The following is a 22,888-nucleotide window of genomic DNA, read 5'->3' on the forward strand; positions in this document are numbered from 1 at the left end:
CATGGATGATATAGCCCAGGTTTTGGGGATGAGCAAAAAGACCCTTTACAAGTACTACCCTGGCAAACTGGATTTGCTGGGCGCTTCATTTGAGGTGACTAAGACTAAACTCACGGCTAAAGTTGAAGCGGTTTTGGAGAACCGATATATTTCCTTTCCTCTCAAGTTGAAATCGACGTTGACCATAATGGCCTCCTTGCTGGGGCCGATCAATCCGGAACTTTTTGAAGATTTGCGTGAATATGCCCCAGAAACTTGGGAGAATTTACAGCAGTATATCAATGAGTCGGCTTACTCCAGATTTAAAAAATTGCTGGACCAGGGCATAAAAGAAGGTTTGGTCAAGCCATCGGTGAATCTCAATCTGGTGGTGATGATGTATGCGGCTGCCGTACAGTCGCTTATTGATCCACGTTTTACCAGTCAGTTTCCACATGCTATCCAAGAGGGCATAAAGATTCCTGCTTCTGATATCTACGATCAAGCGATCACGATCATATACAATGGGATATTGACGGATGAGGCACGTAATGAATTTACTAATGCCTAAGGCTGCCTTTGCTTGATTTCCCTATCTTTGCGCTCTAGTCAAGAAACAAATGAGCAGCAAGAATTTCAAAAGATATACCGTTACCTCCGCGCTTCCCTATGCCAATGGCCCGCTTCATATCGGCCATCTGGCAGGATGCTACATCCCTTCAGATATCTATGTACGCTATTTGCGAAGCTTAGGCAGAGATGTGGCCTATATCTGTGGGTCAGATGAGCATGGTGTGGCTATCACGATCAAAGCTAAAAAAGAGAATAAGACGCCACAGGAAGTAGTGGATCACTACCATCAGATCATGAAGGGTAGTTTTCAGGAGTTCGGGATCAGCTTTGATCATTATTCCCGTACCTCGGCCCCAATTCATCACGAGACTGCTCGGGGATTTTTCAAAGATCTGTATGAAAAAGGAGAGTTTCTGGAGCAGAGCACTGCGCAATACTATGACGAGGAAGCCAATCAGTTTTTGGCAGATAGGTATATAGAAGGGACTTGTCCAAAGTGCGGCAATGAACATGCTTATGGAGATCAGTGTGAAAAATGCGGCAGCTCGCTGAGTCCAACGGACTTGATCAATCCAAAGTCTAAATTGAGTGGGAGGACACCTGTGTTAAAAGAAACCAAGCATTGGTTTTTGGATTTGGCGCGTTACCAGAGTTTTCTTAAAAAATGGATACTTGAGGATCATGCCGATGACTGGAAAAATAATGTGCTGGGACAGTGTCGTTCTTGGCTGGAAGCAGGCGAAGGCTTGCAGGCCAGATCTATGACCAGGGATCTCGAATGGGGAATCAAAGTGCCACTTCAGGATGCAGAGGGCAAAGTGCTCTACGTTTGGTTTGATGCACCTATCGGGTATATCTCCTCCACCAAAGAATGGGCGGCGGAGAAAAACATAGACTGGGAGCCGTACTGGAAAGATCAGGATACCAAGTTGGTGCATTTTATCGGGAAAGATAATATCGTGTTCCACTGCATTATTTTCCCTGCCATCCTGAAAACCCACGGAGAATACATACTTCCGGACAATGTGCCTGCCAATGAGTTTTTAAACCTGGAAGGGGACAAAATTTCCACTTCCCGCAACTGGGCGGTATGGCTTCATGAGTATCTGGAAGAATTTCCGGGCAAACAGGATGTGCTTCGCTATGTGCTCACGGCAAATGCTCCCGAGACCAAGGACAATGACTTTACCTGGAAGGATTTTCAGACAAGGAACAACTCTGAGTTGGTGGCTATTTACGGGAATTTCGTGAACCGTGCGGTGGTTTTGACCCATAAATATTACCAAGGGACTATCCCTCAGCGGGGAGAACTGACAGGATATGATCAGGAAGTATTGGATGCACTGGCGGAGTTTCCGGGCAAGATTGCGGCTTCCATCGAGCGATACAGATTCCGTGAAGCATTGGGCATTGTGATGGATCTTGCCCGCTTGGGCAATAAATATCTGGCAGATACTGAGCCGTGGAAAGTTATCAAAACTGATGAAGCCAGAACAGGAACTATTCTGAATATATCGCTGAATATCGCTGCGAACTTGGCGATAGTGTCAGGGCCTTTTTTGCCGTTTACAGCTGGCAAACTGGTGGATCTTTTCAGGATGGATGAGTTGGATTGGTCAGAAGCAGGTCAGTCGGAGTTGTTGAAATCAGGCACTTCACTGGGTGAAATGGGGCTTCTTTTTGAGAAAATAGAGGATGAAACAGTAGAGAAACAAGTACAGAAATTATTAGATGCCAAGAAGATGAATGAAACTGAAAATTCACCTGTCCCAACAATGAAGGATATAATTGCCTATGATGATTTTGCGAAGTTGGACATGCGTGTGGTGACTATACTAGAGGCGGAAAAAATGCCGAAATCTAAGAAATTACTCAAACTTAAGGTGGATACGGGACTTGGGAACAGAACAGTGCTGAGCGGTGTGGCGGAGCATTTTGAACCAGAGTATCTCATCGGTAAGCAGGTGACTATGCTGATCAATCTTGCCCCGCGAAAAATGATGGGGATAGACAGTGAGGGGATGATCCTGATGGCCGAGGACAAAGATGGGAAACTGAAGCTATTGGTTCCACATGAAGGGACTGCAAGTGGCTCGGCGATATCTTGAGTAGCGAGTAGCAGGTATCAAGAGCATAGATTCTAGATCTGAGATTAAAGTAGGGGTGAATAGTAGTTTGCCCTTACTGCTTTAATAAATTATTGCTTAACTTCATTTCCTTAGTAATTGAGTTGATAGTATGGATAATGATATCAGGTGGAAGCAGAGACTGGAAAATTTCTCCAAGGCGGTTAAATTATTGGAGGAAGTTCAATCCTTAGATTTAAGAAAAACCTCTCAGCTGGAAAAAGAAGGGATTATTCAGCGTTTTGAATTCACGCTGGAATTGGGCTGGAAGACGTTAAAAGATAGGATGGAGTCAGATGGCTTGGTGCTGAATCAGATTTCTCCAAAAATGGTAGTCAAAGAAGCATACAAAGCTAAGTATATCGACGAAATAGAAATCTGGATAGATATGATCAATGACCGTAATTTGCTTAGCCATACGTATGATTTTACAGTCATGGAAGAAGTTATTCCTGATATACAGAAACGGTATTCTGCTGCATTATCGACATTACTAAAGACCTTGTTGTGAATTGAACCATGAAGTTCGGACTGACAAATAAGGCTCAGAAAATCATCATTGATATTTTTAAGAAATATCCCGAAGTAGGACACGTTCTTATCTATGGTTCTAGAGCCAAAGGGACACATTCAAACAGAAGTGACTTAGACTTGGTTATTTCAGACCGGGAAATTGATCGATTTACCTTGGGAAAATTACTTTCTGATATCAACGAAAGTGATTTTCCTTATACGATTGATTTACAGATTATTGATAGGATTCAAAATAAAAATCTACTTGATCATATTCATAGGATGGGAAAGTCTTTTTATAGAAAAGAGAAAGCTTGATCATTAGTTATAGGAATCAGTGTTTTATGGTCAAGAGCCAAGAAATGTGATACGCATTCAAGTTCTTGGCTCTTTTTTCTTGCTTCTAAAGTCTAACATCTCGCTCCTTAAGTCTAGCTACTATTTTCTAATGCAACGGTCTCTTTTTAATCATCCCGCCTTTTGTGTCCTTGATCGGATATTGGATTACAAATGCTTTTGGGTCGATTTTAGTGATTTCCATCAGGATTTTGGTGGCTTCAAGCCTGGTAATCACACAGAATAGCACTTTGCGGTCAGGAAGTTCGTTTGCCTTATCACCATAACCCCCGTCGGATTTCAAGACTGTGACACCGCGACCCAAATCGTACGAAATCATATGTTTGATGGCTTCATTATGTGGAGACATGATCATCACACCGAGATATTCCTCTACCCCGTTGATGATGAAGTCCACCGTTTTAGAAGCGGAAAAATAGGTCAACATCGAATACATGGCCGTCTCTATACCTACAAAAACCGCCGCTACGATAAACAGGCAAACATTGAAGATGGTGATGAAATCACCCACAGTAAGGCTGGATTTTCTACTTACAGAGATGGCCAAAACCTCAGTGCCATCAATGACCGCTCCGCCCCGTATGGCAAATCCTATACCGCTGCCTAAGAAAAAACCTCCAAAAACCGCTATAAGCAGTTTGTCTGCGGTGATGGCCGGCACTTCTATGTAGTGGACAAGCAGAGCCAGTCCAAAAATCGCCAAAGTACTTTTAATGGCAAAAGGGACGGAGACCTGTCGGGCGCCCAGCAGAATAAAGGGAAGGTTTACCAGAAGGATCAGAACAGATAAATTTACAGGGGTGAGCATCTCCAGAAGCAAGGACATGCCCATAGCGCCCCCATCAAAAAATCCATTGGGCAGTAAAAAACCCTTCAGGCCTATGCTGGCCATCACTACTCCAATAGCAATGAAGAGTCCGTCTTTGATTTGCCTCCAAATTGTTATCCTCTTCACCAATTCGCTGTCCTGGATTTTTAAAAGTCGCTGAACCATAGTCCGAAATTAGAATTTTAAATGGAGTGTAATATCCTCTGTCAAAACATACTTGAAAATAAATAGCTAACTTAAACAGTGTATTGGTGTATTCCAGTTTTGAATGAAGATTTCTAAAATGAAAATTTTAGACCCTTGATGTTGTTAATCTGTTATTGATTTATGGGAAATGGTAAAAATTTGAACCTAAATCCATTAATTCTTTGACAATTACTATTTTTCATCTATCTTTTTGAAGCGTCCATTATTATAAAAAATATATGAAGATTGAAGGCTACAGTACAGGGGGACATTATGATGAGATGATTTCTATAGAAGGGGAAATCAGAGAGCATTACCGTGAATTTTACTCGCATCTGAAAAAGACCAGTTCCCGGAAGATGAACCAGTTGCAACACTCGGCCAATCAAACCCAGCGGTCTATGGGTATGACCTTCAACGTCTATCATGATAATCAGGGAATGGAGAAAATCCTTCACTTGGACATTATCCCCAGGATTATCCCAAATACAGAGTGGCAGAAGTTGGAAGCTGGGCTAAAGCAGCGTACCAAGGCGTTGAATCTATTTCTGCAGGATATCTATAATGAGCGGAGGATCCTAAATGATGGTGTGGTGCCTTCAGATCTCATACTGAAAAGCAAGGATTACCTGACACCTTGTATTGGTCTCACTCCCCCCAAAGGGATATGGTGCCATATCACCGGGACTGATTTGGTGAAAAGCAAAGACGGGGAATATTACATCTTGGAGGACAACCTCCGCTGTCCCTCAGGAGTGTCTTATATGCTGGAAAGCCGTGAGATCATAAAACGCGTTTATCCCGATATTTTTAATCAAAAAGGAGTAATGCCGGTTTCTAATTATCCGACAAGACTGCTCCGTATGCTTCAGAATCTTTCGGATAAGCTAAAACCTGTGGTCGGTGTTTTGACCCCCGGGATATACAATTCCGCCTATTATGAGCATTCTTATCTGGCGTTGCAAATGGGCGTAGAGCTGGTCAATGGAGTGGATTTGATCGTGGAGAATAAAAAAGTCTATATGCAGACCACCAAGGGGCTGCAGCAGATCGATGTACTTTATAGAAGGATAGACGATACGTTTTTGGATCCTACTACCTTCAATCCAGAGTCCATGCTGGGTGTGCCAGGTCTGTTTGAGGCCTACAAAGCCGGCAACATTGCAATGGCCAATGCACCTGGGACAGGGGTGGCGGATGACAAGGCTGTGTATGCCTATGTCCCAAAAATCATTAAGTATTACCTGGACGAAGAGCCTATTCTGAATAATGTGCCAACCTACCTCTGTAGGGAGGAGCAGGATAGGCAATACGTGTTGGACCATATAGAAGAATTGGTGGTAAAGGAAACCAATGCTGCGGGCGGATACGGCATGCTTATCGGGCCAAAGGCTACTGCCGAAGAGCATAATGCCTTTAGGGAGCTAGTAAAAAATAATCCATCAAACTATATCGCTCAGCCAACTTTGTCTCTATCTACAGTACCCACATTATGCGAAGATGGGGTAAGCGGAAGGCATGTGGATTTACGTCCATACATTTTATATGGGGAGGACATAGAAGTGATACCAGGCGCACTGACCAGGGTAGCTCTGAAAAAAGGTTCACTGGTGGTGAACAGTTCTCAGGGAGGTGGTAGTAAAGATACTTGGGTGTTATATTAATTTAAAGGAAATCGTATGCTGAGTAGAGTAGCAAACAGTATTTATTGGCTGGGAAGATATTTAGAAAGAGCAGAAAACTATGCCCGTTTTATTGATGTGAATTTCAATTTGATGCAGGATCTGCCAATGGATATGAAAGAGCAGTGGCACCCATTGATCGCCGCCACGGGTGACTTGGTGCTTTATGAGAAGAAATATTCGGGTTATGATCGAAACCAGGTGTTGTTTTTTTTAGGGTTTGACTCGGAAAATCCCAATTCGATGATTTCTACCATTACAAACGCCCGGGAGAATGCCCGGGTAATCCGTGAAAACCTAAATAAAGAAACCTGGGAGAAAGCCAACGAGCTATATTACATGCTTCAGAACGGATTGGAAAAGAAAGTGTGGAAGAAGGAAGACCCTAGGCCATTTTTCGAGAAAGTAAAAAACCAGATTCTCCTGATTTATGGGATTGCGGATAGCAGTGTGGCCAGGATAGAGGGATGGTATTTTAGGCAGCTTGGACAATACCTTGAGCGAGCCGATAAAACCTCCAGAATTCTGGACGTAAAATACCATATTCTTCTTCCCTCTGACCAGGAAGTAGGAACTCCTTTGGATTTTCTTCACTGGATGGCATTGCTGAAATCCGTCACGGCTTTCAATACCTACCGCAGGCTGTATGGGAACATAGATTCGGCGAGTGTGGTTGAGTTTTTAGTTCTGAATAAATATTTTCCGCGGTCGATTTACTTCTGTCTGAAAGAGGCCGAAAAATGCCTACATAACATTTCCGGGAATATGGGGGTGGGCTACATTAACTCTGCTGAGAAAGCAATGGGAGAGCTGCGTTCTAAACTTGAATTTGCCGAAGTGGGAGAGATTATCAATTTTGGACTACATGAATATTTGGATACCCTTCAGTTGAAAATCAACCATATTTCCAATCAGGTAGATGCCAACTTCTTTACGATCAAAGATAATCAGATCTACCAGACCCAGAATCAGGTTCAAAACTGATTAATTGGGTTTGGTTGAAGCCCATTGACTAATCAGCAAAAATTCCGTTTTTAGGCTTTTCGAATACCTCTGCGTCAAATTCCTCATCCAGCAATAAGGGATCGGCAAAGGAGACCTGGTATCGTAATGTCTTTGTGGAATCATTTTCAAAGGTATAACCAGTAAGGATTCTAGGAAAATAAACTCCATCCGCACTACGGTAATCTTCATATTTAAGCGCGCTAAGTGGAGGGTTTTCATTTCCAAAGAAGGTCACGGTATAGAGTAAGTATTCTAGCCTGTTTGTGTCTGGGTTTATTAGCATGAAATATTGATCTTTTGGGCTCGATCCTATAGTAGGTTCAAACGTTGCCTGAAAAGTAGGGTACTCTTTTCCGTTTAATCGTCTGTCTTCTACTTTCTCCACTGTCACTCCAGGGTCAGTAAACACAAAGGGGATGTTGAAAAAATAAAAGTATAAATTGTGATAAAACTTCAGAGACTGTCCTTTATAGGCTTCTCTGTTTGGGCTGATCCAGGTCTGGTTCCCGTCATATCCCATTTCAAATTCTGAATTGGAAAGTCGGATTTTGCGGCTATCGAGGTTGATAAATGCATTTTCTTCTACCAGTACGCCCTCGTGGATCATAGCGTAGCTTTCCGCTTTGGCCTGGTGCCATTTCTTCCAGTTCCCATGTGCTTCCAGCACCGCGGTGAATTCCGGGGCAAGATCAGGAAGAGGTTTCTCAGCTCTTTTTTGGCAGGAAAAGATAGAAACCAAAAGGATTATGGTACCAAAACACTGATAAAATTTGCGCATAAGTAAAGTAGTTGGGTTCTCAAATTAACATGAAAATATGTTCTTTTACCAATGCTGTTTTTTAGCACGACAAGATTCCCTTACAGAGAAAGCTGCATGATTTAGTGCTTTATGAGCAGGGATGAACATTGAGCGTCTATACTGTTCAGGGCATGCTGAAAAATGCCAGTAATAGATTAAAAACTATAGTTTTGACTGAATGGCTTGTTTTTCATGCGAGCTGTTTTCAGCTAGTGCAAGTTTTTTGGCAGCAAGAGGTCTTGATCCCTGCATCTGAATATCCCAAAATCGTGATTTTCAAGCTAGCCCCAGCCATGTCAAGGAAAAAAAACACCCAAGCACTGCCTGGGCATTTTCCTTTGTTCAAACCTATCGATTGTATTATTGGCCTCTCTTTTTTAATCTGCTGGCCTCTCTTTTAATTCTTTGTCTCTAAGGCTGTCAAAACTGAAATCGGTGCTTTTGATCCATTGGATGGCTTTGGGCACTGTGGCAGTTACGAGAAGTAAGGCACCTATGGAAAATACATGAATGGGGTAAGTAAAATAGCTCCCAGAAGTGAATATGCCTAAAACCAGTAAGGTGCTATATGGCATAGATACCGCCAAGACATTTATGCCCATTTCGAGGTCAAAGGTTGGATTGTCTTTCTGGGCTTCATTGTCGTATTCGAATTTTCGGATCGCCGACATATGTGCAAATGGCCAAAAACTCACCGCACTTTGAGGAAATACTACGGCCAATAGGACAGCGGCCTCTGAAGGCATAGGTACAAGCCAGATGAATAGTCCACTGAGTAGAAAGGTGATACCCGCTCTGAAAGTAAGCAGGGATGCGATCATCCTTAGCTGGTCCCATTTGAAAATCACAGCTATACCGATAAACAGTAGTACCAAAGGTGTCATCATATCCTTCATCATCAGGATGGATTCACTGAGGAACCCTGGCATACTTTCCAGATTAAACCCGAAGCCAAGCAGGGCTATAGCCACAAGAATCACTAAATTGATCGGCTCGCTCACCATAGCAATCAGCAGTTCCTTTACTTTCTGCCCATTGGATTTTGCTTCGAGCTTTTGGTTTTTGTAATACCAGGACATGGCCAGCAAGTAGGCTAAAACCAGCACAAATAGTTTGTTTCCTATATCTGCCAATGCAGCCCACGCCAATACATCATCCCCTAGGTATTCTACGATAAATGGGAAGCAAGTAAGCCCGGGAGCCAAGGAAGGGAGAAGCAGCATCAGGGTCCGCATGGCCGGTGTATCAGCCTTGATCCCAAAGAATGGCAAGGTGTACCTGGTAATGAAGATCATCATAATGTTGAATACCAGAGCCAAAACCGGAAGGATCAAAAGATCCGGATTGATTTCGATTTTCAACAACGCGACAAAGATCATTGCCGGTAAGGCGATGTTTAGAATTATGGTTTTTAACCCCTTTTTCTGGTCTTCATTTTGTAGTTTTTTCTGGAGAAATATCCCGATAACTATCAATAGGAGCAGCGATAGGGTCTTCTGAAGTGCAATACTCATAGTTGGTTCTACTCTTAGGCTGTTACTTTTTTGAAAGCATCGACGAAAATTTCCATTTCGCCCATGGTTCCCATACTTACTCTACACCATGGTTTGTTGTCAATATTGAATACTCTGACGCCTACTCCGCTGTCGTACATGCCTTTCATAAATGGCTGTCCCTCCATGCGAAGTGGGAAAATCATAAAGCTTGTATGTGAAGGGATGATATCGTACCCAAGGGAGGCGATTTCTCCTTTGGTGTATTCTCTACATTCGGTGTTCATGTTCCTGCAGGTGGTGATGAAGCCCGGGTCTTGCATACTTGCGATAGCGCCGTTCAGAGAGGTGACACAAAGTCCCATAGTGCTTCTCACTTTAGAGGTGATGCTTTCGATACGCTCAGGAAGTGCAACTAAATATCCGATTCTAAGCCCCGCCATTCCATGGACTTTGGAGAATGTTCTGGCTATCATTACGTCTTTGCCCTCGGCCACAAGTCCCACCATAGAGCTTTCTTCGGGTTTTTCCAAAAACTCCAGATAGGCTTCATCTACAAATACGGGTGTTTTCTCGGATACGGAAGAGCAGAATGCTTTCAGTTTCTTGGCATCGGTGATAGATCCTGTAGGGTTGTTTGGATTACAGATATAGACCAGATTGGTATCAGCATCCACAGCAGCGGCCATACCATCCAGATCATGCTGATAATCACCTGTCAGCAAAACCGGTTTCCAGGTGGCTCCAAGTTTCTGGGCTGTGTTCATCAGGGACATATAAGAAGGGTCAGCAGATACTACATTTCCCCCGTTCATAAATTGCACAAAAGCTGTCTTTTCCAAGATATCCGATGATCCCGGTGATAACATGATATGATCTGCACTTACCCCTTCTTTTTCGGCGATCATATCGATAAGTACCTTAGCCTCGCCATGACCATATCGGTTTCCCAGGGAAATGGAATCTGTGATTGCTTTGATCACTTTAGGCGAGGGTCCGTAAGGGTTTTCATTGGCATTCAGCTTTGCGATGATCCTGGCTTCATCGTATCTGAATGCCGGGATATGCTCATGTAGGATGGAATCGGGTTGATAAGCGGCAAGCGCTTTGTTTTTAGGAAGTGCGAAAGCCGGGGCCATTGCCATTGTTCCCATGGCCATTAGACTTGATTTGATCCAGGTTCTTCTGTTGATAGTGTGGTTCATAGCTGTTTTAATAAGATGATTGTAAGATTTCAGAGAAATGAGTTTTTGTTTGATACATATTTAAAGCGTGTTAATTCACTCTTACCGTGTGGTATTTTCTAAAAGCAACATTTTTGTATGTTCCGGCAAATTCCAAACGTACCTGTCCTCCTGATTTTGGCTCAGATAGCCCTAGATCTTGCCAGGATACGACTAGGTCAGCTGTGCCCTCTGCACTGGTGGTAAGCTGGGCTATCTGCTGGGTGTTGTTGACAAATACCGAAATGTCCAAATTGGGGACAGGAATTGAGTCAATTCCTTGTGTATGATCCAGGATATTGGTTTTATCCAGCTCTAGGAATTTAGATCCCACTGTCACGGGGGATTCGGCACCGAACGATGAACCGTTTAACAGTACCAGCACAGGAGATGCTACATTTGGCGTAGCCAGATCTTCTGCTTCCACACAGGATTGGGTGATGGAAATAGAAATTATAGCGGCCATGATTAAGTATATATTGAATGACTTTTTCATATTTTTAAAATTTGGATTCATGCGGGTTTTTTTTATTTCAGTTGCATTTGTGAGGTTAGGAGCTGCTATTCTACCCACCATAGCGGAGTCCTCATATTGTCTGAGCCACCGAGTTTGCTTACACCTTCATCCAGGTTTGCCTTGTTGAGAGAATACTCTGAAGTAGGATATTCAATGCGGGTTGGAAGTACCCCTTCGTTTGAAAACACGGCACTTGGATTAGGTGCGGGCATTACAGGATAGCCTGTTCTCCGGTATTCATTCCAGGCTTCTACTCCTTGGCCAAAAAGTGCTATCCATTTTTGGGTCATGATGCTTTCCTTGGTGACGCCGCCTATCCGGCTCATGTAGTCACTTGGCATTGTAAGTCCTTGTTGATTAAAAGATGCTTTGATCGCACTTTCAAGAAATTTCGATGCATCTCCCTCGATATCGCCATCTAAGGCTGCCTCAGCTTTGATGAACTCTACCTCTGCATAGGTCATCAGGACACTCGGTGCTGTGGGATCCAAATATTTAAGCCCTATTCTCGAAGCATTGTAGTTTCCTGCGGCCGCGTCTGTGAGTCCGTTTGGAAGTCCTGCATAAGAACCGTCTTCAAGAGGCTGTGCATATACTGTGATCCGGTCATCGTCAAGTTCGAGCAGTTTGTTTATGAGCGTAGAGCTGATGTTCCAATCAGATCGCGTGGAGAACACGTCAAACATTTTGTTTCTGCTCCCGATCACATCGAAATGGATCAATTCAGCGGCCTGTGAATTGCTTTCGATAACCGGGTATTTGGCAGGGTCTGAAAGGATTTGGCTCATTATAGCTTTAGACTCAGCGGGCTTTTTAGCAGCTTGTCTATTGGCGATTCTTAACGCTAGGGAATTTGCAAAGCGCTTCCATTTCATGATGTCCCCGTTGAACATAATGTCTCCGACCACAGCTGGGCCAGAGGTGGAGAGATATTCGTTGGCATCCATCAGATCGCCCAGTATCCCGGCATACACTTCCTCCATGGAATCGTATTTTGGTGAATTTATGGCTTCTTCCGCAGTGCCTTTAAGCGCTTCTGAATAGGGGATAGGGCCAAAAACATCCGTGAGGTACGCATAGGTAAAGGATTGCATTACCATGGCTATACCTACATAATTGGGGTTTTCATAGGGTCCTCCGGGTTCGGATAGTGATTTTACCTTTTCGAAATTGATCAAAGCATCTCTGTAAAGATTATTCCAAGTGCCTGAAGAGATTGTAAGAGGAATCTCATAACTGTCACCTTCAGCATTGATATAGATATTCCTGGAGAGATGCTGGATCCAGCACATTGCCGCGTCTATATTGAGTCTCTCGTATCTGGTGCTATGTCCCCAGTATCTATCGGCCACTACCTGGATCGCATTTGGCAAAAGCAGGGAAGGGGCTATGGAAACCGGGTTGTTGGGATCTGTATTGATTTCTTCAAAATCATTGGTACACGAAGTCATCGTGCCGAAAGTCAGAAGAAGTATTGCTAGGCTGGCTATGTATAGTCTTTTCATAAGGTTTGTAGGTTGATTTTTAATGACCATGACCTGTTGGTAGCGGAGTAAAATGGTTGGGTTTCCACAACTGTTTGCTTCAGGTTTGCTCCATTTCATGATGTGCCATTAATTGGTTGAGGATTAAATCAGAAAGTTACATTTAGGTTGAATCCTAGGTTCCGCGTCGATGGCATTTCTCCATAAGAAAAACCTTGACCATTTCCTCCTTTGCCATCTACTTCAGGATCCATATGAGGATGATTCTTATAAAGGATAGCGAGGTTTCTGCCCACAAATGAGAGCTTCATCGTCTGGATAAACTTGTTTCCTAAGAATCCCCTAGGGAAAGCATACCCCAGAGACAGCTCACGTAGCTTTACATAGGTCCCATCAAAAATCCCTGTTTCATGATAGGTACGCGGGTTTTGGGAATTCCAGAAGGTGGTGGCATCCGCGATTACATCGTTAGGGACGTAAATGGGTTCTTCGCTCGTCCCTACGTTCATTACTCCCTTTCCTATTACTCCTTCCTCACGCCCAATGGCAGTTTCGGCATATTGCCCTGTTTTTCTGGCAAGGCCGGTTCCTACGTCGAAAATATCCCCTCCCATTTTCATGTCTATCAAGGTATTCAACTCAATGCCTTTGTAAGCAAATGAGTTGGTCCATCCGCCTATCCAGTCTGGTTGGATGTTGCCTAATACAAAGGTTCCTTCTTCGAGAATAGGGAGCCCATTGTTGTATATCAATTCTCCTTCAGGGCTTCTTAGGTACCGTCTGCCGTAGAGTGAACCATAGGGCTGTCCGACCCGCGCTTCAGACGTCAAAGAGTTTTGTGTTCCCAAGATGTAGTTTTCCAACCCTTCGGCAAGTTCTACTACCTCGTTCCGGTTTCTGGCGAAATTGAATGCGGTGTACCAGTTAAAACCTGTTGGGGTATTGATTGGAGTGGCATTGATCGAGAGTTCGACTCCTTGGTTGGTGATTTCACCTGCATTTAGAATTTGGCTGCTATACCCAGAAGCAGTGGAGATAGAGACGGCGAGAATTTGGTTTATGGTGGACTGGTGGTAGTATGTGAAGTCAATACCTACCCGGCCCTCAAAAAATCTTAAATCCAAGCCTACTTCTTTGCCTGTGGTGATTTCCGGTTTAAGTGTTCTATTGGCTATTTCGTTTGATTCTGCATAGGTAGGGGTAGTTCCTGCCCATAGCCCTTCTGAGGTATATACTTGGTTTAACAGATATGGATCTGCATCATTTCCCACTTGTGCTATGCTGCCTCGTATTTTTGCAAACGAAAGGAAACCAGACTGTATGTCGAAGATGTCTGTCAGGACAGCGCTCAGGGCCGCAGATGGATAGAAGAAAGAGTTTTGATTGGTAGGAAGGGTGCTTGACCAATCATTTCTACCTGTCACATCGAGAAACAGATAATTGTTGAAGCCAATTTGAGCTGAGCCAAACACGCTGTTTACCACTTGCTTACGGATTGTGCTGGATGGAGTGACCGGAGCCGCATAGTTACCCAGATTATACAACCCATCAATGGTAAGCTGTCCTACACTGACCGCGGTGCTTTTGTAGTTATTTACCCTGTTGATTGCGCCCGCTTGCACTTTTAGGGACAGTCTTTGTGTCAGGTCTTTATCAAAAGTCAGGATCACGTCACTGTTGGTTTCTTGACTGTTTAATACAGATTCTGAGTATGATCCAAATCTTTTGACGTTGTTTTTGAAGCTTTCAGCACTGTTGATGTTGATCCTGGTGTCAGTCCAGTAATCGGTGCCCGACCTGGCCATGATGCTGAAGTTTTCATTAATGTCGTAATTCAATGCTATGCTGCCAACTAACCGGTCTTTCTCATTTGATTTGGGCAGATACCTTTGATTGAAGAATGGATTGGAAAAGTATTCATGCTGCCAGTTTGCATAAGGGTAATCATCCCCTGGTCTGAATGTCTGCTTTTGGATGTCGTAATAGTCTTCCCAATTCTTGAGCTTGGTATAGTCAGTATGTCGGTGGGCCCAGATGAAATCCTGGCTTCCTGTGAAGCCCCGGTTATCTGACCCGGATTTGACATATTCAGCGTTCACACTCATCTGGAGCTTTGGGGTGAATTTATAAGAAGTATTTAGTTTGAAGTTGTTTCTGTAATAATCATTATCTGCCATAATACTGGTCTGATCCAATCTGCCGATAGCTACCCTGAAGCTACCCTGTTCATTTCCTCCGGAAAGAGCGATTGTATTGGAGACACTTTGCCCTGTTTCCCAGAAATCCTCCCAATTATTGGGCTGCGGCAAAAGGGCTACCCTCTCTGGGGCAGAGTACCAAAGTGGAACCAGCCTGCCGTCCATCGGAGCTCCCCAGCTTTCGTCCACACCTGCGGTTCCTCGTATTCCTTCTGCGTCAAATCCGTTTCTTCCATCCACATACCAAGTCCTGTAGCCAGCCCCTCCACCATAGATATTTTGGAAGTCCGGCTTTATCAGAGGATTGTCCATAGTCATGTTACTGTTGAATTCGATGCCTATTCCCTTCGTGCCGGATCCGTTTTTGGTGGTGACCATGATAACCCCGTTTGCGGCACGAGAGCCATACAATGCCGCTGCTGTTGCACCTTTTAGTATGGTCATTTCCTTAATGTTGTCCGGGCTTATTTCGGATAGTCCATTCCCATACTGTCTGCTGGAGGTTTGTTCCAGCGGTACTCCATCTACTACCACAAGCGGCTGATTATTTCCTGCCACGGAGGAGGAGCCTCTGATTACTACATGGGCGCCACTGCCTGGCATGGAATTTCCGGTTACCTGAACACCTGCTACTCTCCCCGATAGACTGTTGGCCACATTGCTGGGCCGGGATTCTGTCAGGGCTTTTCCATCTACACTTTGAGTAGAGTACCCAAGGGCTTTTTTGTCGCGCTCCAGTCCAAACGCTGTGACTACCACTTCATTTAGCGCAAGATCCGAGGAGGCTAATTCTATCGTGAACACCGAAGTGGTTCCCACTCTGATTTCTTGGGTAGTAAAACCTATGAAGGAGACCGTCAGGATAGCATCTTCGCTTCCATCTTCGAGAGTAAGGGTGAATTTCCCATCTATATCAGTCACCACGCCGTTCATTGTTCCTTTTATCAGAATACTTGCACCGGGGATGGGTTCTTGGGAATCGTCCAGAACCACGCCCTGTATGGTGCGCTCCATTTTCTTAATAGTCTGATCAGATAATTGATAAGTGGAAGCCGAAGGTGTTGGAGATGCCTCTGAGTCTTTGGCCTGGGATTGTTCAAGTATATAGAATCCCCCTGCCCCTTTCCTGTATTGTATCCGACTACCTTTTAAAATACGTTCCAGGTTCTGTTCCGCAGTCAGCTTGGAGTTGATGGCGGCCGGGATTTTGGTTTCAGAATTTACCAGAGTGGATGGATAAGCAATCGAAATCGCATATAAATCCTCAAGTTCCCTTAGTGTTGATTCAAGATTCTTTTTATCCAGCTTCTGATCCAAAGCTGGGCCTTTTGCAAGTTGTGTTAGATTTTGGCCTTGTGCTGAAAGCGGGAGTGCGAGCACTCCGGTCACTCCGGCTACCAACAGATAACGGGTAAATTTGATGAGCATAGATTAACAGGTTAGTGGTTAGAATGATAACTTGCGTTTATTTTGGGTCAATTGTCAATCATTCTTCGATCTGTGTATGATTGGTACACAGAGCTCACTAGTGTAATTACAGGCAGATGGATTTCACCACTGCTTTTGCTCGAACTAATTTTACTATTATTTAAGTTATTGCTTGCGATCCGGCCGAAAGGCAAGCAGTAATCTAGGGTAGTTGGATAGTGTTCTGTTTTAGGCTGATTTTAGTGTCAAATAACACCTGGATGTTCTCGATCACTTCATTTGGATTGTCTGACAGTGGTAAGCTGCCAGATATAAGTTCTGCGGTTAGTGGTATTTTTTGGTCGGGCAATTCCAGGTCATATAGCTCTGTAACTATGTTAAGCACCTCTTCAAGGCTTTCATTGTGCATTTGTAATTTCCTCTTCTGCCAAGCTATAAGCTTGGAGGGATTATCTGTTTTTTTGCTTGCAATCTTCTGGTTCTCTACGTCTAGTTTGACGGTCTCTCCCGGAGTCACCATTAGGGTGGTGTTTCCTCCCTCACCTTCATATCCCAATTTCACACTGCCCTGCAACAAGGTCAATTTGTGAATGGGGTGCTGGTTTTTGAAATTGAATTCAGTTCCAAAAACCTCAACTTCCATCACCTCGCCTTCATTGATCAAGAATCGCCTGGAATCCGGATCTTTGGCTATATCAAAATATGCCTCACCTCTTAATTCCACCTTGCGCTCAAATCCAAATGCCCATCGGTAGGAATAGGCCAATGAGGAATTTGAATTCAAACAAGCCGTGGATCCATCTGGCAACTCTATTTTGAGAATTTCATTTGCCCCTGTCTGGTAATTTTTTTCTTTAAGAGTCAGTGCCTGCCACAGACCAATATTTAACGATAGAAGTAGGAGTACAGCTGCTGCTGTTTTTGTCGCACGATGGATTTTCTTTTTCCTTTCTACTTTTTCTTCATGCTTTCTAATTGCCGACTTTATTTCTCCAAACAGCTTTTTCTTTAAGAGCTGCTGGTCTTTTTCCTCCATTCGATCCACATAATCATCCTCAAATAGCTCATCAGTCTCAGTAGGAGGTTTTATGTGCGTATTGTGGAATAAATTGGAGTGGTTTTTTGCCATAACTTGTGTGTTATACTGTAATTGTCAATTCAAACAGATTTTTCCTCCATTGTGAACAGGAAAAAAACCGATTTTTTTATTTTGTATGAGTTTTAGCCTGTTTTTTATTGTTTTTTGAACCTTGTTTTGATTTTTTTTTGTCTTTTTGTTGCTGGATGATCTAAGTTTTTTTTTGAAAGTTCCTTTGTTGTGGGCTTTAATATGGGATGCTTTCTAGGTTTTTAGCCCGAGGGCTTTCGGAGATCCTTAATTGAAATGTGAGTTGGCTGAAGGTGTGTGGTAGGCGCATCTAAATTCCCATCAGGGGTGGGATGGCGTTGGATTTACGGATTAGTTTAAAAAGGAAATCCCACCTAGTATTTCGGGGTAAGACTCTAGTCCCGGGAGAACACATGCGGTAAAGGTAAGTTCTTTCAGATTCACCCGAAGATCCTTCAGTGCCCGTATAAGGTGTTTTTCCACAGTGCTGACTGAGATTTCAAGCTTTTTGGATATTTCTATATAGCTTAAACCTTTATCAAACCGTAACTGATATACTTTTTTGCGTTGTGGGGGGAAGTTCCGCACCACTTTTTTGATGTTCGTCTTCAGATCATTGAACAGTACCTTTTCATCAGTCGATGAGTTTTGTTGCTCTCCCTTGGATTTTTCCCGTAGTGTAAATCTTTCCCGGATACTTTGGGACTTGTACTGGTTGATGATTCTATAGTTCACAGAAGTGAACAGGAAAGCCTGGAGGGATGTGTGGATTTCAAGTTTGGTTCTTTTGGTCCAAAGATCAATAAATACATCCTGGACAATCCCTTCTACGATCTCCTTTTTACCAAGTCTTTTGTAGCCGAAATTGAACATACGCTTCCAGTATAGATCGTACACTTCAATAAATGCTGACTCGTCACCATTTTTGATTCTTTCCAGAAGTTCTAGTTCATTTAATTCTTTTTCAGACATGGGATTTTGTGCTTAATGGGTGAGCGGTATTTTTTTTACGGTCTAAAAAGTTGGTTTAATTTTTTACTTATGTTGTGTAAATTTCTGTTAAAATATTAAATGGAGGGTATATATGAAACATAAATTTTAAATAATTGCGTAAAAAATTAAAATATGGGTTAAGATCAATATTGTTATGACTTTTATACAGGGAGTTTAGTTAGATGTGCTGTAAAATGTCGGTAATAGGTCAAAAGCCATCATTTTGAATGATTAGCCTATTTTTCACACATGTTGTTTTTCAGCAGGTGCGAGCTAATTGATGGTAGCAGGTCTTTATCCGTACATCAGAAAACCACAAAATCAAGATTTTCAAGCTGGCCTCAACCGTGCCATTTTTCTCGTTGGCCTCATGAGATATTAAGCATATCTCCTCACTGGGTCGCTTTGAGCCTTCCTGCCGACAGGCATGTCTGGTGTACCTAGGTTTTTTTCAGTAAGTGAAGGTGTTCAAAATCTCCTGTCAGGAAAATTGTTTTTCAATTCTTTATTAGATTAAATCTAAATAATAAAATTCTTGCTTATTTTTGCCTTCTGGATTATTTCTCACTCTCTTTAGCTTACTATTAGATGCAGCCTAAAAAATCTACTGTTTGGAAAAGTATCCGAAATATTTTTGATCAAATACACCTGTATGCAGGCCTGATCTCAGGTCTTGTGGTAATTGCTGTCTGTCTCAGTGGTACCATCTATGTTTATAATACCGAGATCCGGGAATTCATGGATTCTGAACTCTATTTCGTAGAGAGTGCCGGTGAAAGAATGTCTCCGGATGAGTTGAAGGACACTCTCGAAAAAAGGGAGGGATCCAATGTGGTAGCTGTAATGTGGAATGAAGAATCTGACCGGAGCGTACAGCTAACCTTAAAGAAAGCAGGGGAAGAGGGTAGGGGGACTACCTATTATGTGAACCCCTATTCTGCGGAAATCCTGGGAAATACCGGTGATAAGACCAAAACATCTGAATTTATGGGCTATATGTTCAGCTTGCACCGTTGGTTGTTGCTGGATAGGATAGAGGAGCCAATACTGGAAAGCATGGGCAACCGGGATTTGGGAAGGTTTATCAATGGTGTGGCCACGCTACTTTTTTTACTTGGGGTGATTACTGGTATAGTAATCTGGTTTCCTAATAAGGTAAAAAGCTGGAAACAGGGATTAAAAATCAAATGGTCGGCCAATTGGAAGCGGGTAAATCATGATCTTCACAATACTTTGGCTTTTTATTCTTTACTTATCCTTTTTGTAATGGCGGCCACCGGCCCTTTTTGGTCTTATGAATGGTATAGGGAAGGATGGCAGAAAACCTGGGACACCTATCAGGAACCGGGCCCACGAGGTGGAAATGGAGGAGGCCCAAACCGTGAAGCACGTGTGGAAACCAAACCGGAAGAGAATGTCCCCCCTGTAATTTCTATTGAAGAGATTTTCGCAAAAACAAATGCCGAGCTTACGTATAAAGGGAATATCAGAGTATCCTTGCCTATTAAAGCGACTGATCCGGTCAGTGTAAGCAAATACAGAACAGGCTTTTTCGCCAGGGCTGGTGCCGATCAATTGACTTTGTCTTCGGATGATTTGTCTGTTACTGAGGCTAAATTGTTTTCGGATTTACCCTTCCGTCAGCAAATAGGAAGGTCTGTGAAATCGCTTCATGTAGGGGATATCTTCGGGCAATTTTCTAAATTTTTATGGTTTGTGGCCTGTTTGATTGCTACTTCCTTGCCGATTACCGGAACACTGATCTGGTGGAATAAGCGAAAGAAAAAACCGGCAAAGAAAAAGCCTGTTGCTCGCAAAGTGGCGGAAATGGTATAATTCATATAGGAGACCTTCTAATTTTGGAAGGTCTTTTTTTGTTTTTTTTGACCCGGATTATGTATTAGGTCTTGTGGTGAGGATATTAATTGCAAGAAAATAAGGCTGTTTGGAGACTGGGTCCGCCGCGGCGGATATGGTGAGGTCGAAAACAGCAGTGTAATGGTTGATTTTGAAGCAATTAATGGCTGCAATAGAATTGCCAATGCATATTTCGGGTTTAACCACAAAGTTCGCGGAGTTATCCGTAGAGATTCGAAAGTTCACAACTTGCTTCAAAACTTTAAGAGAATCTTAAGCTGTAGGATTACAGGGCTTGGATTGAATTGTTAACTTTTGCGTAGCAAAAACAACAAAGAAAGAGAATTCAAGATCAATTTTGGAAATAGCAAAGCTCTTCAATAAAGCTATATAGCTTAACTGCAGCCTTTGTGTGACCTTTATGCTCTCAGTGATTATAACAGAAAAATCAAGCATGCGAATTCTAGTCGTAGAAGATGAGCCGGGGATTTCCGGGTTTTTAAAGCAAGGGTTGGAAGAGGAATCCTATCAGGTGGATATTGCTGAAAATGGTCGGTCAGGCCTTCAAATGGCACTTAGTGGAGATTATGATTTATTGCTGCTGGACTGGATGCTGCCTAGCATAAGCGGACTGGAGCTTTGCAGGACATTCCGAAAGCAATTTTCGGATACTCCTGTTGTTTTTCTTACCGCAAAAGACACGGTGGAAGAAACAATCGCAGGGCTACAGTCCGGGGCAAATGATTACATCAAAAAGCCCTTTCACTTTGAAGAATTATTGGAGCGGATCCGTGTGCAGTTGCGGACCAAGGATATTTCGGAAGAAAAATATACACTTGGGCCAATTACCCTCTACACCGGAAGGCACCTGGTACTCAAAGAAGAGGCCGAAGTTCAGCTGACCCAAAAGGAGTTTGCACTGCTGGAATACCTGATGAAAAACAAAAATCAAGTGTGCAGACGCACCCAGATCATCGAGGAGGTGTGGGATATTCACTTTGAGTATAATACAGGAGTGATTGATGTTTTTATGAACTCACTCCGAAAAAAACTGCATTTCAACACCAATGAAGATTACATACAGACGGTGCGGGGAATAGGTTATATAGCCAGAGATCTATGAATGTTTCCTACAAAGAACAGATTGCACGTAGGCTTACGCTGGTCACGGCATTAATTGTTTTGGTTGTGTTTGCCATCATTTATCTTGTGGTGAATTATACGGTGGTCCAGAGTATAGACAGGGAACTCAAGTTGGAGACTGATAAGCATGTAGGTCAGATTTTTCTGGTAAATGGCGAGATAAGGTTTGTTCATAAGGATGAATGGCTGGAACAGGAGCATAGCCAGATCCAGCTGAACCCAATATTTATAGAAATCGTGGATATGCAAGGGGGATCTATGGATAAGTCCCCAAATCTAGGAGAACACCATTTGAGTTTTTATCCTGAACGGGCAGAAAATAATGAGGCGTGGACACAAAAGACTGGTGAAAGGGAAGTGCGTCAAATGCAGATTCCGCTGAATCATGAGGGAAAGCAGGAAGGGTATATGCTGGTAGCCAAGTCATTTGAAGACGCCAGAGAACTGCTGACCAATCTGAGAAATATCTTGGTGTTGCTCTATCCGGGGATTCTTATTTCCCTGTTTTTGGCTATGCGGTATTTGGCCGGTAAAAGTATCCAGCCTATTCAGAAGATCATTCAGAAAACTAACCTGATTTCCCAAAGTAACCTGAATGAACGGATTCCGGTAGCTGATCCAAACGATGAAATAGCCCAACTAACGCTGTCAATCAATGGGCTGCTAGCCCGGTTGGAGCAGGCGTTGACCAGAGAGAAGCAATTCACTTCTGATGCCTCCCACGAGTTGCGTACTCCTCTAGCTGTATTACGAGGCACACTAGAAGTGCTGATCCGCAAACCGAGAACATCGGAGGAATATGTGGAAAAGATCAAAATGGTTTTGGGAAGTATAGACCGTATGTCAGGGATGATTGATCAGTTACTTTCCCTGGCAAGAGCGGGCAAAGGGAAAATGAGCAGGGAAGAAGTGGAATTAGTTTCTTTTGCAAAGGATTTTGCGCAGCAGGCAGAATTGGATTCAGGCAGGGAAATCAGATTGGAAACTAATCTTTCCAAGCCGCTTTTTATACAGGTCAATGAAAGATCCCTTCAGATGATTTTGACTAATCTCACCCAAAATGCCGTCAAATATTCTTCTCCGAATACCAAAATCATGTTTCAATTAGGGATTCATGAAGGATCGCCATACCTATTGATCAGAGATGAGGGAAAAGGGATAGCCAGGGAGTCATTGGATAAGATTTTTGATCCATTTTATAGAGAGGCAAATGATGCCGGAAATCCTGTTCAAGGCACAGGACTTGGACTCGCAATTGTAAAGAAACTAGCAACGGAATCCGGTATTCGGGTGGAGGTAGAAAGTGAAAAGGGCGAGGGCAGTACGTTTCGATTGATTTTTAGCGCTGAGATTTAAGACAATCTTAAGGGAGTTTTTCGGGTGTAGAGAAGCCTT

General features: G+C 43.2%; 18 protein-coding genes. 9 read left to right on the top strand and 9 right to left on the bottom strand.

The genetic code is table 11. The annotated features are described in order from the left end of the window. The first annotated feature begins 1 nt into the window (after nt 1). The 4 genes from LZF95_RS14355 to LZF95_RS14370 all read left to right on the top strand — a co-directional run bounded on the left by LZF95_RS14355 (nt 2) and on the right by LZF95_RS14370 (nt 3,509). Entirely contained in the window at nt 2–550 is a 549-nt protein-coding gene (locus tag LZF95_RS14355) for a TetR/AcrR family transcriptional regulator (protein ID WP_306422343.1), read from the top strand. A 49-nt stretch (nt 551–599) separates the two neighbouring features. Then, complete coding sequence (gene metG, locus LZF95_RS14360; protein WP_233755784.1) at nt 600–2,660, top strand: methionine--tRNA ligase; 2,061 nt, start codon at nt 600–602, stop codon at nt 2,658–2,660. Nucleotides 2,661–2,790: 130 nt separating this feature from the next. Beyond that, complete coding sequence (locus LZF95_RS14365) at nt 2,791–3,189, top strand: nucleotidyltransferase substrate binding protein (RefSeq protein WP_233755785.1); 399 nt, start codon at nt 2,791–2,793, stop codon at nt 3,187–3,189. Nucleotides 3,190–3,197: 8 nt separating this feature from the next. Then, nucleotides 3,198–3,509: a nucleotidyltransferase domain-containing protein gene (locus LZF95_RS14370; protein ID WP_233755786.1), complete on the top strand. Its 312-nt coding sequence runs from the start codon at nt 3,198–3,200 to the stop codon at nt 3,507–3,509. A 127-nt stretch (nt 3,510–3,636) separates the two neighbouring features. Here the strand turns inward: LZF95_RS14370 and LZF95_RS14375 are convergent, their stop codons facing one another. Then, the gene (locus tag LZF95_RS14375; RefSeq protein WP_233755787.1) at nt 3,637–4,542 is read right to left on the bottom strand and encodes a YitT family protein; all 906 of its coding nucleotides are present in this window, start codon (nt 4,540–4,542) and stop codon (nt 3,637–3,639) included. Nucleotides 4,543–4,802: 260 nt separating this feature from the next. Between LZF95_RS14375 and LZF95_RS14380 the strand changes: the two genes are divergently transcribed. Both LZF95_RS14380 and LZF95_RS14385 read left to right on the top strand, forming a co-directional pair. Beyond that, nucleotides 4,803–6,227, top strand: a complete 1,425-nt coding sequence (locus LZF95_RS14380) for a circularly permuted type 2 ATP-grasp protein (RefSeq protein WP_233755788.1) — start codon at nt 4,803–4,805, stop codon at nt 6,225–6,227. Between the two features lie 15 nt (nt 6,228–6,242). Further along, the gene (locus LZF95_RS14385) at nt 6,243–7,229 is read left to right on the top strand and encodes an alpha-E domain-containing protein (RefSeq protein ID WP_233755789.1); all 987 of its coding nucleotides are present in this window, start codon (nt 6,243–6,245) and stop codon (nt 7,227–7,229) included. 28 nt (nt 7,230–7,257) lie between these two features. Here the strand turns inward: LZF95_RS14385 and LZF95_RS14390 are convergent, their stop codons facing one another. The 8 genes from LZF95_RS14390 to LZF95_RS14425 all read right to left on the bottom strand — a co-directional run bounded on the left by LZF95_RS14390 (nt 7,258) and on the right by LZF95_RS14425 (nt 18,472). Continuing rightward, entirely contained in the window at nt 7,258–8,028 is a 771-nt protein-coding gene (locus tag LZF95_RS14390) for a DUF6503 family protein (RefSeq protein WP_233755790.1), read from the bottom strand. A 398-nt stretch (nt 8,029–8,426) separates the two neighbouring features. Beyond that, nucleotides 8,427–9,563: an AEC family transporter gene (locus LZF95_RS14395; RefSeq protein ID WP_233755791.1), complete on the bottom strand. Its 1,137-nt coding sequence runs from the start codon at nt 9,561–9,563 to the stop codon at nt 8,427–8,429. 14 nt (nt 9,564–9,577) lie between these two features. Beyond that, entirely contained in the window at nt 9,578–10,747 is a 1,170-nt protein-coding gene (locus LZF95_RS14400) for a histidinol-phosphate transaminase (protein WP_233755792.1), read from the bottom strand. 70 nt (nt 10,748–10,817) lie between these two features. Next, nucleotides 10,818–11,261, bottom strand: coding sequence for a hypothetical protein (locus LZF95_RS14405; RefSeq protein ID WP_233755793.1), 444 nt, complete (start codon nt 11,259–11,261; stop codon nt 10,818–10,820). 65 nt (nt 11,262–11,326) lie between these two features. Further along, complete coding sequence (locus LZF95_RS14410) at nt 11,327–12,787, bottom strand: SusD/RagB family nutrient-binding outer membrane lipoprotein (protein WP_233755794.1); 1,461 nt, start codon at nt 12,785–12,787, stop codon at nt 11,327–11,329. Nucleotides 12,788–12,915: 128 nt separating this feature from the next. After that, nucleotides 12,916–16,392 (bottom strand): SusC/RagA family TonB-linked outer membrane protein, encoded by a 3,477-nt coding sequence (locus LZF95_RS14415; RefSeq protein ID WP_233755795.1) that lies wholly within the window; start codon nt 16,390–16,392, stop codon nt 12,916–12,918. A 202-nt stretch (nt 16,393–16,594) separates the two neighbouring features. Continuing rightward, nucleotides 16,595–17,521: a FecR family protein gene (locus LZF95_RS14420; RefSeq protein WP_233755796.1), complete on the bottom strand. Its 927-nt coding sequence runs from the start codon at nt 17,519–17,521 to the stop codon at nt 16,595–16,597. Nucleotides 17,522–17,851: 330 nt separating this feature from the next. After that, nucleotides 17,852–18,472: an RNA polymerase sigma-70 factor gene (locus tag LZF95_RS14425; RefSeq protein WP_233755797.1), complete on the bottom strand. Its 621-nt coding sequence runs from the start codon at nt 18,470–18,472 to the stop codon at nt 17,852–17,854. A 609-nt stretch (nt 18,473–19,081) separates the two neighbouring features. Between LZF95_RS14425 and LZF95_RS14430 the strand changes: the two genes are divergently transcribed. The 3 genes from LZF95_RS14430 (at nt 19,082) to LZF95_RS14440 (ending at nt 22,849) form a co-directional block, all read left to right on the top strand. Further along, on the top strand, nt 19,082–20,329 hold the full coding sequence (locus tag LZF95_RS14430; RefSeq protein ID WP_233755798.1) for a PepSY domain-containing protein: 1,248 nt from the start codon (nt 19,082–19,084) through the stop codon (nt 20,327–20,329). A 475-nt stretch (nt 20,330–20,804) separates the two neighbouring features. Then, on the top strand, nt 20,805–21,473 hold the full coding sequence (locus LZF95_RS14435) for a response regulator transcription factor (protein ID WP_233755799.1): 669 nt from the start codon (nt 20,805–20,807) through the stop codon (nt 21,471–21,473). Continuing rightward, complete coding sequence (locus LZF95_RS14440) at nt 21,470–22,849, top strand: HAMP domain-containing sensor histidine kinase (protein WP_233755800.1); 1,380 nt, start codon at nt 21,470–21,472, stop codon at nt 22,847–22,849. The genes LZF95_RS14435 and LZF95_RS14440 overlap by 4 nt, the downstream gene beginning before the upstream one ends. Nucleotides 22,850–22,888: the final 39 nt, after the last annotated feature.

This window comes from Algoriphagus sp. AGSA1 (genome assembly GCF_021390545.1).
Taxonomy (GTDB): Bacteria; Bacteroidota; Bacteroidia; order Cytophagales; family Cyclobacteriaceae; genus Algoriphagus.